The sequence below is a fragment of the Alphaproteobacteria bacterium genome (genome assembly GCA_033762625.1).
Taxonomy (GTDB): domain Bacteria; phylum Pseudomonadota; class Alphaproteobacteria; order UBA9219; family RGZA01; genus RGZA01.
Window position 1 is genome coordinate 36,461 of sequence record JANRLI010000006.1, and the last position, 13,091, is coordinate 49,551.

At 48.2% G+C, this 13,091-nt stretch carries 15 protein-coding genes; 7 read left to right on the plus strand and 8 right to left on the minus strand.

Features of this window, described 5'->3' with window-relative positions; translation table 11 throughout:
- Genes SFW65_03590 through SFW65_03610 form a run of 5 tightly spaced genes read right to left on the minus strand, consistent with a single transcriptional unit; the run spans nucleotide 1 to nucleotide 5,994 of the window.
- The gene (locus SFW65_03590) at nucleotides 1–867 is read right to left on the minus strand and encodes a ScpA family protein (GenBank protein MDX1922198.1); all 867 of its coding nucleotides are present in this window, start codon (nucleotides 865–867) and stop codon (nucleotides 1–3) included.
- Between the two features lie 59 nt (nucleotides 868–926).
- The gene (locus SFW65_03595; GenBank protein MDX1922199.1) at nucleotides 927–2,012 is read right to left on the minus strand and encodes a glycoside hydrolase family 3 protein; all 1,086 of its coding nucleotides are present in this window, start codon (nucleotides 2,010–2,012) and stop codon (nucleotides 927–929) included.
- Nucleotides 1,993–3,057, minus strand: coding sequence for a hypothetical protein (locus SFW65_03600; protein ID MDX1922200.1), 1,065 nt, complete (start codon nucleotides 3,055–3,057; stop codon nucleotides 1,993–1,995). The genes SFW65_03595 and SFW65_03600 overlap by 20 nt, the downstream gene beginning before the upstream one ends.
- Nucleotides 3,057–4,811, minus strand: a complete 1,755-nt coding sequence (argS, locus tag SFW65_03605; protein MDX1922201.1) for an arginine--tRNA ligase — start codon at nucleotides 4,809–4,811, stop codon at nucleotides 3,057–3,059. Before argS ends, SFW65_03600 begins: the two co-directional genes overlap by 1 nt.
- A 16-nt stretch (nucleotides 4,812–4,827) precedes the next feature.
- Complete coding sequence (locus tag SFW65_03610; GenBank protein ID MDX1922202.1) at nucleotides 4,828–5,994, minus strand: deoxyguanosinetriphosphate triphosphohydrolase; 1,167 nt, start codon at nucleotides 5,992–5,994, stop codon at nucleotides 4,828–4,830.
- 116 nt (nucleotides 5,995–6,110) lie between these two features.
- Here SFW65_03610 and fumC point away from each other — a divergent pair, with 116 nt between their 5' ends.
- Together fumC and SFW65_03620 are read left to right on the plus strand one after the other, a co-directional pair.
- Complete coding sequence (fumC, locus tag SFW65_03615; protein MDX1922203.1) at nucleotides 6,111–7,529, plus strand: class II fumarate hydratase; 1,419 nt, start codon at nucleotides 6,111–6,113, stop codon at nucleotides 7,527–7,529.
- Complete coding sequence (locus SFW65_03620) at nucleotides 7,529–7,735, plus strand: ribbon-helix-helix domain-containing protein (GenBank protein MDX1922204.1); 207 nt, start codon at nucleotides 7,529–7,531, stop codon at nucleotides 7,733–7,735. Before fumC ends, SFW65_03620 begins: the two co-directional genes overlap by 1 nt.
- On the opposite strand, the gene SFW65_03625 is transcribed toward SFW65_03620, so the two are convergent.
- Nucleotides 7,725–7,907 carry a DUF1192 domain-containing protein gene (locus SFW65_03625; protein MDX1922205.1) on the minus strand — a complete coding sequence of 61 codons (183 nt, stop codon included), beginning with the start codon at nucleotides 7,905–7,907 and terminating at the stop codon, nucleotides 7,725–7,727. The two genes, SFW65_03620 and SFW65_03625, sit on opposite strands and share 11 nt — an antisense overlap.
- 56 nt (nucleotides 7,908–7,963) lie before the next feature.
- On the opposite strand from SFW65_03625, the gene SFW65_03630 reads away from it, so the two are divergent.
- Nucleotides 7,964–8,482 carry a diguanylate cyclase gene (locus SFW65_03630; protein MDX1922206.1) on the plus strand — a complete coding sequence of 173 codons (519 nt, stop codon included), beginning with the start codon at nucleotides 7,964–7,966 and terminating at the stop codon, nucleotides 8,480–8,482.
- On the opposite strand, the gene SFW65_03635 is transcribed toward SFW65_03630, so the two are convergent.
- Nucleotides 8,479–8,679, minus strand: coding sequence for a DUF465 domain-containing protein (locus tag SFW65_03635; protein ID MDX1922207.1), 201 nt, complete (start codon nucleotides 8,677–8,679; stop codon nucleotides 8,479–8,481). The two genes, SFW65_03630 and SFW65_03635, sit on opposite strands and share 4 nt — an antisense overlap.
- 162 nt (nucleotides 8,680–8,841) lie before the next feature.
- Here SFW65_03635 and SFW65_03640 point away from each other — a divergent pair, with 162 nt between their 5' ends.
- From SFW65_03640 to SFW65_03655, 4 genes are all read left to right on the plus strand, one after another.
- Complete coding sequence (locus SFW65_03640) at nucleotides 8,842–9,939, plus strand: ATP-dependent 6-phosphofructokinase (protein ID MDX1922208.1); 1,098 nt, start codon at nucleotides 8,842–8,844, stop codon at nucleotides 9,937–9,939.
- A gap of 330 nt (nucleotides 9,940–10,269) precedes the next feature.
- Nucleotides 10,270–10,500 carry a DUF465 domain-containing protein gene (locus tag SFW65_03645; GenBank protein ID MDX1922209.1) on the plus strand — a complete coding sequence of 77 codons (231 nt, stop codon included), beginning with the start codon at nucleotides 10,270–10,272 and terminating at the stop codon, nucleotides 10,498–10,500.
- A gap of 174 nt (nucleotides 10,501–10,674) precedes the next feature.
- Nucleotides 10,675–11,661 carry a hypothetical protein gene (locus SFW65_03650; GenBank protein ID MDX1922210.1) on the plus strand — a complete coding sequence of 329 codons (987 nt, stop codon included), beginning with the start codon at nucleotides 10,675–10,677 and terminating at the stop codon, nucleotides 11,659–11,661.
- Between the two features lie 75 nt (nucleotides 11,662–11,736).
- Nucleotides 11,737–12,237 carry an SRPBCC domain-containing protein gene (locus SFW65_03655; protein ID MDX1922211.1) on the plus strand — a complete coding sequence of 167 codons (501 nt, stop codon included), beginning with the start codon at nucleotides 11,737–11,739 and terminating at the stop codon, nucleotides 12,235–12,237.
- Nucleotides 12,238–12,256: 19 nt separating this feature from the next.
- On the opposite strand, the gene SFW65_03660 is transcribed toward SFW65_03655, so the two are convergent.
- The gene (locus tag SFW65_03660; protein MDX1922212.1) at nucleotides 12,257–12,859 is read right to left on the minus strand and encodes a redoxin domain-containing protein; all 603 of its coding nucleotides are present in this window, start codon (nucleotides 12,857–12,859) and stop codon (nucleotides 12,257–12,259) included.
- Nucleotides 12,860–13,091: the final 232 nt, after the last annotated feature.

Below are 13,091 nucleotides of genomic sequence, written 5' to 3' on the forward strand. Positions count from 1 at the left end.
TTACTCACCTGACTGTTCCTGTTGTTCTGTTGTTGGCGCACCACCATTATTTAATACCGGACGCACGTAAATAGAGCCAAAACTTCCATCCTGACGCAGTTCAATCACGCCTTGCTTTGCAAGTTCAAGGCTGGCCGCAAAGGTTGAAGCAAGTGCGGAGCGTAGCACCACTTCGCTACTGCCATCGCCTTGGGCCAAATTTATGTCTTCCCATTCTTCGGGCATAAACAGGCTCAATTCCGACCATTGCGGCATAAAGCCCAACATTTTTTTCATGCGTTCGCGCGCTTCTTCCATACTGAATAGCTTGGTTGGCGCGATGCGGTATTCGCCCTGATTGTTACGTTGCAACGGTGCCTTTACAGCTTTCAGCAAATCATAAAGGCCAAGTGTGTACACAGGCACAATATGTTTTATATCTGGCTCGCGCATACCGCGGAATACAAAGCCGCGGCCTTCCTGCGGCAAATCTTGTAACCAGCCGGATGCTTTTTGCATGGCTTCCAGACGTTTTAATTGGAAGGCCAGCGCTTCCGCCAATTCAATCGCGGTGGGTTCTTCAGCTTTTGGCGGCGCAGGAATTAGCAACCGTGATTTAAGGTAAGCAAGCCACGCTGCCATCACGAGATAATCAGCAGCAATTTCGAGGCGTAATTTACGCGCTTCATTCACGAATGAAAGATATTGCTCGGCCAAGGCCAGAACGGAGATTTGCGCCAAATCAACCTTTTGCTCGCGCGCCAACATCAGCAACAGGTCAATCGGACCTTCAAATGCGTTCAATTTCAGAAACAGGTCACCCGCCCCGCCAGCGGCATTGCCGCGCGCTTCGGCCGTCATTTCATCAATATTTAGGGGTTCTTCCATTGGTTTTCTGATGTACTTTTAAATGTTCCGATTCAGCAATAAGGGGCAGATTTTAGACGTTAACTCGTGATGGCCGCAACACCTAAAAGCATGTCTAAACGGTCTAAAAGACCACCCTTATCCACAAACATAGGCGGTGTACCAAGGCGTAATTGTGCCCTATCCCACCTATCCATTGCCTGCTCGGTCATGGCTGGGCACGCCCCTGAAACCAGCACCATCTCCGACATATTACCATTGCAATGAAGTGCAATATCGCTGCCTGCCTTTAAACAATTAATCACCAAATCTTCAATCCGTCCAAAAACGCCCTTCATATTCAAATCATCCGACATGAGCAAACCATCAAAGCCAATTTCTTTGCGGATAATTTCATGCATCACCGGCGAAAGACTACACGGCAATTTATCAAACTGTTCAAAAATAATATGGCATGTCATACCCAGTGGCATATCACGCAGTGCACGGAATGGCGCAAAATCAATATCGCGCAATTCTTGCGTGCTGGCCTTCACAACTGATTGCGTATGATGCGGATCAACAACTGTGCGGCCATGCCCCGGAATATGTTTAATCACAGGCAAAACACCTGCCCATAACAGGCCTTCTGCTGCTGCCCGGGCACATTCACTTACAATTGCTACATCTGATGAATAAGCGCGGTCGCCAATCGCATTATCAGTTATATTGAAAAGCACATCCGCCAGCGGTGCGCAGTTTACACTGATACCCAGTTCGGCAAGCTCAATGCCGATAAGTTGTGAATTTATTTTGGCTGCTTCCAATCCGAAATCCAGACTTTGCTCCGCCATTTTACCAATCATGCGCGCGGGCGGAAATTCCGGCCAATGCGGCGGCTTCAGGCGCGCTACACGCCCGCCTTCCTGATCGATTAGGATCGGCGCATGCGGCCGTCCGACTGCATCACGCAATTCTTTAATCAGATTTTTTGTTTGTTGTGGGTTTACACAATTGCGTTGGAATAAAATAAATCCAAGCGGGTTGGAATACGCAAAAAACTTTTTTTCAGCATCGGTCAGTGCAATACCGGAAACACCCAAAATCATCGCCTTGGGTGGCTTGTCACGATTTAACTCGCGGCCATCGCTTTTATGTTCGCCATCTTTACTGCTTGATGATAACACACGTGCCGCCTTTAGCCTTTATATTGCTGCATATATCGGATGCGGTTGCAGTACTTGCTGCGCTTCCTTGAATACGGAATACCTGCTTGCCGCCATTGATGGTTGCCGATGCAATACCCAGTGATGCGCCTTGCAGTTCGCCCGCAAATTTGGATTTGAATTGCGCCAAGCCCTTATCTGCTGATGGTTTGTCGAAAAAGCTGGCCAGCTGGAAATGCGCCTTGCCGCCTGCTGCTTCTTTTTTAGGTTCGGGTGTTGCGTCGCTATCATCCTGCGCATCAATTGCGGCGGTATCTTTTACACGCGCTTTGGATTTTGGTCCTGATGTATCGACAACGGGTTCATCATCAGCCTGCGCAGTTTCTTTCACAAACGGTTCCTTCACCGTTGGCTCTTTAACAGCTGGTTCCGCGCCTTGTGCTTCTTCTTCAATATCCGCTTCTGGCACGGGCGTTGGCTTTACCAGCGGTTGAGGCTCGCCTTTTGACATATCAAAGGCTGCGGGGGGTTTGGCAGGCTGCGAAGGTGCTTTTACTGCATCGGGCGCTGCTTCCACAACGCGGCCCATGGCAGCAACAGGCACAGGCGCATCAACAGTTTTGCCGGCAGCTGTGGGCGTTGGCAGGGGCGCAGTTTTTTCTTCCTGCTTGGTTTCTGGTTTTATATCCGCTTTTGTATCCGCTTTCTCGGCAGGCTTCTCAGACTTTGTGTCAGGCGATGAAACAGGTACAGGAATTTCCTGCGCGGGAGCCTGAGTATTCAACGGCGTTTCGGGGCCGGGTAAGATGCGTTCAACCGTGACCATTTTTCCATCGGATGAAACGGTATTGAAAATCAATTTATCCTGATGCGGGATTTGCATACCGCCTGGCTGGTCAGGCTTTACCTTGTATGGCGTGTTATCGGCCTTTAAAATGGCGATTTGCCCATTATCTTCCGGCCAGATAAATCCTGCCGCAAGCCAGACCGCGCCGATAAGCACCAGCAAAGTCACAAGGCCGAATATAATCCGTAACCGCGGATTATGTTCATCAAAATCACGCATCAACGCATCTCCTCTAACGGCTTAACGCCAATCACGGCAAGGCCGCTGGCAATTACAGTAGTTATTCCCTTCAGCAAAGCAAGCCTTGCCATCGTGAGCGGTAAATTATCTTCAATTATAAAGCGAAGCTGCGCATCATCCTTGCCTTTATTCCAAAATGAATGGAAATGGCCAGCAAGTTCATAAAGGTAAAAACTGATGCGATGCGGCTCGCGTGTTTGCGCAGCAGCCTCCACCATTTTTGGCCAATTGCACAGAAAGCGAATGAGCGCGATATCATCTTCACTAGTCAGCATATTCAAATCAAGCTTGGACAGCGCATTAACGCTTATGTCGGCTTTAGGAAATAATTCTGCCGCTTTTCTGAATACCGAATAGCAGCGCGCATGCGCGTATTGAATATAGAATACGGGATTGTCGCGTGATTGTTCCTTGGTTTTGGCAAAATCGAATTCGAACTGGCTGTCAAAACTGCGCGTTAAAATGGTAAAGCGCACGCTATCCGCCCCCACCTCCTCCACCATTTCACGCAGCGTGATGATATTTCCCGAACGCTTGGAAAGCTTAACGGCTTCGCCGTTATTAAATACCTTCACCATCTGGCAAAACAGTACATCCAGTTTTGCGCTGCCATCCGAAATCGCGGCAATCGCGGGGCGCATGCGTTCTAAATATCCGCCGTGATCCGCGCCCAGCACATTGATCATCAATTTAAATCCACGCTGGATCTTCGTATAATGATACGCAATGTCAGGCATAATATACGACCACGTACCGTCGCGTTTTTTTAATGAACGATCGCTGCTGTCCCCAAATTGTGATGAACGAAACAACGTCAGTGGTTCGGGCTTCCAATCTTCCATTTCCTTGCCGCGTGGTGGCGGCAAAGTGCCAACGTAAATCAACCCTTTATCTTCCAACGCCTTGAACACTTTATCTAGCGTGCCGTTTTCAATGACATCGCGTTCATTACTGAACACATCATGCTTGATGCCAATCATTTTTAAATCTTCACGAATAGCCTGCATCATTTCAGCAACCGCAAATTCACGAATGGGTTGCAACCATACTTGCTCCAATTCGCCCAACCACTTTTTACCATCTCTAGCCACCAACTTTTCAGCAACGGGCTTTAAATAATCACCTGGGTAAAGGCCTGCGGGGATCTCGCCGATGCTTTCGCCGAGTGCTTCGCGGTAGCGCAGATGTACGGTTCTAGCGAGCACATCGACCTGCGTTCCCGCATCATTAAAGTAATATTCGCGCGTTACATCATAACCCGCTTTTTGCATTAGGTTTGATAATGCATCACCAAACACCGCGCCGCGAACATGGCCCGCATGCATCGGGCCGGTTGGATTTGCCGAAACATATTCGATGCAAACTTTTTCATGATTGCCCAATTTCAAATCGCCGTAATGCGTTCCGGCATTCAAAATGGTTTTCAGTTGTTCCTGCCAAATGGATGATGCCAGACGCAGATTGATAAAACCCGGGCCAGCAACTTCGACTGATGTATATGAGCTATCTTTTTTTAAAGCTTCCACCATCGCATCGGCTATCACGCGCGGTGGCTTGCCAATAAGTTTGGTTAGCGTCATCGCCAAATTGGTTGCGATATCGCCATGCTTTGGGTCGCGCGGCGCTTCAACTGTAAAATCGGGAAGTTCAGCAGGTAATACCCAGCCAATGCCTGCGGCAGTTTCCACCAGCGTTCTCTTCAAAAGGGTTTTGATGTGTTCGTAAATCGTCATTTGTTTTTAGTCTTATTTATAATTGTTTATCCGGATGTAGCCGTTTGAATTCCAACACAGCAAAGCTATCCGTCATCCCCGCAATATAATCTGCGACTATTCTGGCGCGGCTGGGCAAGTCTTCAAGTGTTGTTTTATCGGCAAAACGCTCAACCCATGACACAGGCAATAATGACGGGTTGTTAAAAAAGGAATCAAACAGCCCTTTCACCAGCTGGTCCGCCTGCCGATTCATGATCTTTACTTTTTCAGCGCGGTACATGTGCGTGAATAAAAAATCACGTAGCACATTCAGGTTACTTTCCACTTTCTCGCTGAATGCCACCACGGGCTGGTTCGAGCCGCGAATATCTTCCGCGCTTTTGGGGGCAAGCTTTGCTAAACGTGATTTGGTTTCCGCCAACAAATCGGCAACCAAGACGCCTATTGCCTCGCGTACAATTTCATTCATCAAACGGCGCTCCTCAATATTCGGATAGCGTGCGCGCGTTTCTTTTACAATCGCATCGAAAATCGGTAATGCCGCCAGTTCATCCATGGTGAACATATCCGCGTTAAACCCGTCATCAAAATCATGGGTGTTATAAGCGATATCGTCCGAAAGCGCGGCGATCTGCGCCTCGATTCCTGCATAGCTGCCAAGTTCCAGATCGAATTGGTTTTGAAATGCCTTGATGGTCGGCGGAATTTTATCGCCCACCAACGGGCCATTGTGTTTCGCAACACCTTCCAACATTTCCCATGTCAGGTTCAACCCATCGAACGCAGCATATTTCTTTTCCAAAATCGTGACCAGGCGAAAAGTCTGGTCGTTATGATAAAATCCGCCATAGGGTTTCATGCATTCGTTCAATGCTTTTTCGCCCGCATGCCCAAAACAGGTATGCCCCAAATCATGCGCCAACGCCATCGCTTCCGCCAGATCTTCATCCACATTCAAAACCCGCGCGATAGCACGCGCGATTTGTGCGACTTCTAATGAATGCGTCAAACGCGTACGGAAATAATCGCCTTCATTGGCAATGAATACTTGCGTTTTATTGCGCAGGCGACGAAACGCGCTGGAATGAATAATCCGGTCACGGTCGCGCTGGAACGGGCCGCGGGTCGGGCTGGCGCTTTGGGCAAAAAGGCGACCACGGCTTTTGTCGGGATGCGTTGCAAATGGGGCTAATTCAGGCATGTGAAATGTTTACCCTAACTATTGGAAAAAGCACCTAAAAACGTCAGGTTGCTAAAGTATTTTTGCTTGGTAAAGTAGCACCTCTTTTCACCCCTGCCCTTAATAAAGGTTATTCCATGTCCGCAGTTGCTGCTACCACCAAAAACACATCCGTCCGCTCTGAAACCGATAGCTTCGGCCCGATTGATGTACCTTCCGATAAATATTGGGGTGCGCAAACACAGCGCAGCTTGCAGAATTTCAAAATCGGCGGTCAACGTATGCCCGAAGCGCTTATCCGCGCATTCGGCATTTTGAAAAAAGCTGCTGCTGAAACCAATATGGAACTTGGCGCGTTGGACAAATCATTGTGCGATGGTATCTGCAAAGCAGCTGATGAAGTCATCAACGGCAAATTGGAAGGTCACTTCCCATTGGTTGTGTGGCAAACGGGTTCGGGCACGCAAACCAATATGAATGTAAACGAAGTAATTTCCAATCGCGCTATTGAAATCATGGGCGGGGTTGTGGGCAGCAAAAAACCCGTCCACCCGAACGACCATGTGAATATGGGCCAATCATCGAATGATAGTTTCCCAACCGCCATGCACATTGCCGCGGCGATGGAGATTGTGAACAGCCTACTCCCTGCGCTTGCCCATTTGCATGGCGCACTGAATAAAAAAGCCAAGGAATTTGAGCATATCGTCAAAATCGGCCGCACCCATTTGCAGGATGCAACGCCCGTAACATTGGGTCAGGAATTTTCCGGCTATGCGATGCAGGTCCATTTATCGATGGCACGCGCAAAGGAATGCCTCTATCGCATTTATCCACTCGCCCAAGGTGGAACAGCCGTAGGCACAGGTTTGAACTGCAAAAAAGGTTTTGCCGAATTATTCGCCAAGAAGGTTGCGGCGATGACCGGCCTGCCCTTCATTACAGCGCCTAATAAATTCGAAGCAATGGCTGCGCATGACGCAATGGTTGAAGCATCCGGCGTGATGAACACCATCGCCGTATCATTCATGAAGATTGCCAATGATATTCGGTTGCTGGGTTCAGGCCCACGTTGCGGTATTGGTGAAATCAGCCTGCCCGAAAACGAACCCGGTTCGTCAATTATGCCCGGCAAGGTAAACCCCACCCAATCCGAAGCCATGACCATGGTCTGCGCACAAGTCATGGGCAACCATGTTGCGGTTAGCATTGGAGGCTCCAACGGGCATTTCGAATTGAACGTCTTTAAACCGGTTATCATCCACAATTTGCTGCAATCCATTCGTTTATTGGCTGACAGCGCAAATAGCTTCACCGATAATTGCGTGGTAGGCATCACCGCGAACGAAGACCGCATCAAAAAAATCGTGAACGAAAGCTTGATGCTCGTTACCGCACTCAACCCCCATATCGGTTATGACAATGCCGCAAAAATTGCCAAGAAAGCACACGCCGAAGGCAAGACCTTGAAGGAAGTTGCGCTGGAACTTGGCCTGCTGACGGCAGAAAAGTTTGACCAAGTCGTTCGTCCGGAGCAAATGGTTGGCGAGAAATAGTGCGCCTTAAAAAGCATTCCCTTACGCTGCGCGGGCACCGAACCAGCATTAGCTTGGAAGAAATTTTCTGGGCGCAGTTGCAACTGATTGCCAAAAAACAAAATCAATCGGTTCAGGAATTGATTGAAAGCATCGATAAAAAGCGCAGCGGAAATCTTTCCAGCGCGATCCGCGTTTATATTGTTGAGACACTGCTCAAGATTTAAAAAACGCGGCGGCCGCAGATTTATGGGATTGCTTGCGCGCAATTTCCTCGCGCACCCGCGCGATCTCCCCTTCCAGCATGGCGATATATTCTTCCAAATCCCCAACCGATATGGCTGATAAATCTTTGGGTTTTGGCTTTTGTTTACGGGGTTCGAAATCTTCTAAATCCATACTTAACCTTTATTTGCTAGGAGTTGTTACCCTACCTCTTCAGGAAAATCTTGTAAATGAAGCTGGATAACCTTACGCCAGAACAGCAAAAAGAATGGCACGCCATGCAGCGTGAAAACGAACTGCTGAAGGAAAAGCTTCGCCAGATGGAGGTCGCCGGCGCCGGTGAAGCAACCACAATCCTTCCGCGGCCTGAATTCATTCGTGAAATTGCGCGCCTTGTTGCCCATGATGAACGCTATGGTGGTATCTCCAGCCTATTGGTGCTTAGTTTTAACGGCCTGCTTGAATCAAAGCCCACGCTTGGCAATTTAACTTATGGCGCTGTTACCATCGCTATATCGGACTGTATTCTTTCAAACGTGCGTTCATGCGATCTGGTCGGACGAACCGGCAGTAATGATTTCAGCATCATGCTCACCCGCTGCAAAATTATGGATGCCGAAAAAAAAGCACAAGCGCTCGTCACGGCCATCAAGACAAAGCTTGATCCTTTGCTTCAGAACAAGGCTGCCATCGGGCTAAGTTATACGGTAAGTATTTTGAACAGCCGGGATGATGTGAAGAAAGCTTAAGCAATAATATCAGGGATGAGCATTCCCTCGATCTTCACAATATCATCTTTCAGTTGTAGCTTGCGCTTTTTTAGACGGCGCATTTGCAGCTCGTCACGCGGGTAGGCTTCCTCAAGACGAGTAAGGATATCATCAAGGTCGCGATGCTCCTGCTTTAACGCCGAAAGCCTGTCACGCAATTGGTTTAGGTGGTCCATGAGCAAAAAACGAGCCTTAATCCTAGGGAGCCTAGAGGGTGTAAAGGGAGCGCAATATAACGCGTGCGGCAGCCAAAATACATAAAATTCTTAAAGATTTGGTAACCCGCCCTATGCGTAAATTATTGGCTTAATTCCAAGCGTTATCGCAGAGTAATCCGCATGGCTGAACTATCCAAACAACCACCTAAGAAACTGGGGCTTTTGACCAGTGGCGGCGACTGCGCGGGGCTTAATGCCGTCATTCGCGCTGTGGTCACCCATGCGATACGCCATTATGGTTGGGAAGTTATTGGTATATGCGAAGGCACACATGGCCTTATCTACAGCCCGCCGCATATTGTGCCGCTCACCATCGATAAGATGGACAGTGAATTACTCCGCCGTGGTGGCACGATTCTGGGAACAACCAACAAGGGGGACCCCTTCGCCTTTCCTACCCCCATCGGCAAAAAAGATTTATCGGATGATATCCTGCGCGGCTTCAAAGGGCTTGGGCTAGATATGCTGATCGGGGTTGGCGGCGATGGAAGTCTAAGCATTTTAAAACGGCTTGCTGACAAGGGCGGTATCAAGCTGATTGGCATTCCCAAAACTATCGATAACGACGTGGGCGCAACCGAAATGTCGGTTGGGTTTTCAACCGCGGTTGATATTGCAACCGAAGCGTTAGACCGCCTGCAACCCACTGCCGCAAGCCATAACCGCGTGATGGTGCTGGAGGTCATGGGCCGTGATGCTGGGCACATTGCCCTACACTGCGGTATTGCCGGCGGCGCAGACGTTATTCTGATGCCAGAAATTCCCTATGACATCGATAAAGTTGCAGAACACATCAATACCATCCGCAAAAATGGGCGCAATTTTTCACTGGTAATCGTATCTGAAGCTGTGACCACAAAAACCGGAAAAAAAATCAGCAAAGTATTTTCCGACCAACAAAAGCGCCTGGGCGGTATCGGCGATTACATTGGTCAACAGATTGCAGAAAAATGCCAGGCCGAAGTGCGCGTAACGGTGCTTGGCCATGTGCAGCGTGGTGGCCAACCCAGCGCGCAAGACCGCGTTATTGCATCTGCCATGGGTGTACATGCGGTCGATTGTCTGGCACAAGGCAAGCATGACCGTATGGTGTGCTGGCGCTATCGCCGAGTGGAAGATGTACCGCTTGCCGAAGCCATTGCGACGTATCGTGATGTAGAACTGGATGGCCCGCTGGTTGCGACCGCTCGCGCGCTCGGTATCTGTCTTGGCGATTGATAAGGGTTTGTTTTCACGACTCAGTTGTCATGCTTAATCGCCTACTAATTTTGAAAAAAATATCGTGCAAATAAATTAAGATTGTATTTACCGCACTGCGTCATGATGTTCATTCCGCGATTGAAAAATGTGATACAATCACTTGAAAAATATAAGAACAATCGCGCTAATGCTTCAAAAATCAAACGCATTTTAGAGGTAAATTTTTAGTAAACATTAACTTATAAAGCGAGCCAGAATCGGCTATAGTAGATTCAAGTTACAGGCAAAGATTCTTTTCTTGTCTGTTGCTGAAAAGTCCAAGGAAACAATCCAACCAAGGAGGAAATCATGGCATTAGGTCAGCGTATAGTAGCCTTACACAAACGTCACGAATGGTTAGATGAAGTTTTAACAGAGGAAATGCACCACCCACACCCAGACGAAATCAGAATGGCCCAGATAAAAAAATCGAAGCTGCGTGTGAAGGACGAAATTCAACAACTTGAAAAAATGGAAGGCCGCTATCTTCGTGCGATTAGCACCGAAGAACAATTTCAGAAAAAAGCAGTGAGGCACTAGCAGCTAACTCGGCACGCTCTCCGCCTTTTTACTCCCCCACAACCCGACCCCGCCCAGCCCCGCTGAGCGGGGTTTTTATTTTACTAATAATTAATTAATCTTAGTATTATCTGTGTAGCATTGAAACGTATAGCCTTCTGTATATCCGCCCGCTCCATGCCATAGGCAATCCATATGAGAATACTGTTTATCGATTGTGCGACATACAAACCCTACTCTTACGAAACACCAAAGAAAGAAGGCCTGGGCGGCGCTGAGATGATTACCATACGTATTGCGTATGGACTGGCGCAGCGCCACCACGAGGTATTCATTTATAATCACACAGACCTTGCGCGAGCAGAAATCGAATACATCTACGGTATAGGACATCTGGGTGCGCAAACACCCTGCCCTAAACCAGATGTTGTGATTCATATTCGCTGCCACACAAACCCCAGTCACTGGAAACAGCTTTTTCCAAAAGCGCGGCATGTGATTTGGTATCATGACCGCGCTGGCGCATGGATGAATAAAAATGACTCCGACATGGAAGGAATTTGTGTCAGCCATTCGCACAAAATAAATATCGAGCAATACATCCCGACCGTTGAAGGCTTCATCAAACGCCCCATTCACGTTATTCATAATCCAGTCGTCACGTATCCTATCCGACAGAAGAAAATCCCAGGGCGCCTAGGCTTCTTTTCAGCGCCATATAAAGGATTGGAACGCTGCTATGAATTGTATGCCAAGGCAAAAAGAATACGCCCCCACCTGACATTTGCATGCTCAAATCCCGGCTATTTTGCGAATGGCAGTCTGCCTGAAGATGCCTTTAACATGGGCCAGCTAAATCATCGCGAAACATGCGATGAAATCAGCAAGTGCGAGGTTTTATTCATGCCGGTTGCCATCATCCCCGATAGTTTTGGATTGGTTGCGCCTGAAGCCAACGCGATGGGTACATCAGTCTTAGCGTGCGAATTTGCTTCCGTGCTTGAAGTTGCATCAAACTGCGGCAATACGCTGTTACCTGCTAATGCAACAGATAATCAAATCATCACAGCATTATTCGAATTGCTGGATTCAAAACCATTGGTCAAAGCAGATAAGCGCTTTGAATTGGAAAGCATTCTGGATCAGTGGGAACATTTCCTAAGTAAACCGCGCGCTGCTTAGCGGTTTTTATAGCTCTTTTTATTTGTACGACAGCCTAATTAATCCTATAACGTATTAGCAAACGGAAGGAACGTCATGGCAGAGCCTCAATTCAACATCACTCGCACCTTTGATGCGCCACGCGAAACCGTATGGAAAGCATGGGCAGACCCCAATCAATTCGGTCAATGGTTTGGGCCACGCGGTTTTACCGCAACTTGCAAAACCTTTGACCTGCGTCCGGGCGGTATCAACCATTCATGCCTGAAGAATGCTGAAGGCATCGAAATGTGGGCAAAATTTGTTTACCGCGATGTAAAAGCGCCCGAAAAACTGGTTTGGGAACATTCCTTTTCAGATGAAGCTGGCGGCGTAACGCGCCACCCAATGAGCCCAACATGGCCGCTACAGATGCTCACTACTGTTTTATTTATTGCCGAAGGCAATAAAACCAAAATTGACCTGACATGGAATTTGCTCGAAGCATCGGAAATCGAAAAGGCAACCTTCATTGCTGGCATACCAGGCATGAATATGGGCTGGACAGGAACTTTCGATCAGCTACAGCAGTTTTTAAAAGTCGCCCAAGCGGCCTAAAAATTCGCTGCGCTATATTTCAATCAGCGTATTTGATGCTGCAGCCATACGCACGGGTAGATGGCGTCGTTAGCTTCTTTTCAGCCTTTAGTTCAGCCAAAGCTTCGCTCACGTAATTGGTGGCAGTCTTGATATCTTCAGGATTGGCTGACTCCTTGTTGTCTATTGCACCTTGGTATGCCAAATTGCCATCTCGGTTAATTATATACATATGCGGCGTAGTTTTTGCTTCATACATTTTGCCGATCTTGCCGTGTGGGTCGAGGATGTAGGCTGTGCCTGACCAGCCGCGTTCTTTGTTGATTTTATTAGCTTGCTCTGGCGTTAGCGAACCTTGTTTTCCATCCGCAGATGAATTGATGGTGAGCCAAATTACACCTTCAGCAACCGCGGCTTTTTGCAATTCCTGCATCTTGCCTGCACCATAGAATTTTTTAACGAACGGGCATTCGGGATTGTTCCATTCCAAAACTATAATCTTGCGATTGTATTCGGACGGAGAAACACGGCGCCCATTAATATCCTGCACCGCAAAAGCTGGAGCGGTTTGCCCGATTTCCAGCGCGGCAGCTGAATTTGCGAGACCCAACAGAACCAAAAAAGCCAAGGCAAGACGCAGCATGATAACTCCCATATGAAAAGTGATGGTCAGAAGGATGAATTGTAATTATGGCTTTGATAAGCCCATAAACAAAAACCCCAGCCGGTGAAAGCTGGGGTTTTTGTTTAACTGGAGGTTTGTGATTTTTGACACCTTCATGCCTCATATTCGAGTAGGCCTGGCAGCGTTCTACTCTCCCGTGGCTTAAGCCAAAGTACCATTGACGCTGAAAGGTTTCACGGCCGAGTTCGGA